Below are 476 nucleotides of genomic sequence, written 5' to 3' on the forward strand. Positions count from 1 at the left end.
CTGTTTGCCACCGGTGGCAAATTGACGGGCAAGCTGAATTTCCAGACGGGCGCACAGAAAGGTGAAGGTCTGACGCTGGATGTGTCGAAGCAAATTGGTGATCTGGTGAAAGAAGTTGCTCAGGATACTAAGGCGGCTCATGGTACGGCAGCAAAAACTGCTGAGACAAAAGTGACTGATGCTGAAGCAAAAGTGGTCACTGAGAAAGCGGCATATGATGCTGACCCCACTGATGCAACTAAGAGAAGTGCATGGGAATCTGCGCTGACTGACAGAAAAACCGCCGCTGATGAGTTAGATACTTTGTATGCTGATGCTACAACTTTTGAGTCTGGGGTGATTAATCTGAAAGTGGTCGGCCCGAAAGCCGCTATGCGTGCGGTTCAGGAGCTGGAAAACGCGGTGGCGACTTACGGTGAAATGCGCTCCACACTGGGGGCTAGCATCAACCGTCTGGATTCCAGTGCCGCTAACCT

General features: G+C 51.5%; 1 pseudogene. It reads left to right on the forward strand.

Features of this window, described 5'->3' with window-relative positions:
- Positions 1-476: pseudogene (locus HUZ92_RS20740) on the forward strand (hypothetical protein); the annotation flags it as partial.

It is taken from the genome of Yersinia vastinensis, assembly GCF_902726565.1.
GTDB lineage: Bacteria > Pseudomonadota > Gammaproteobacteria > Enterobacterales > Enterobacteriaceae > Yersinia > Yersinia vastinensis.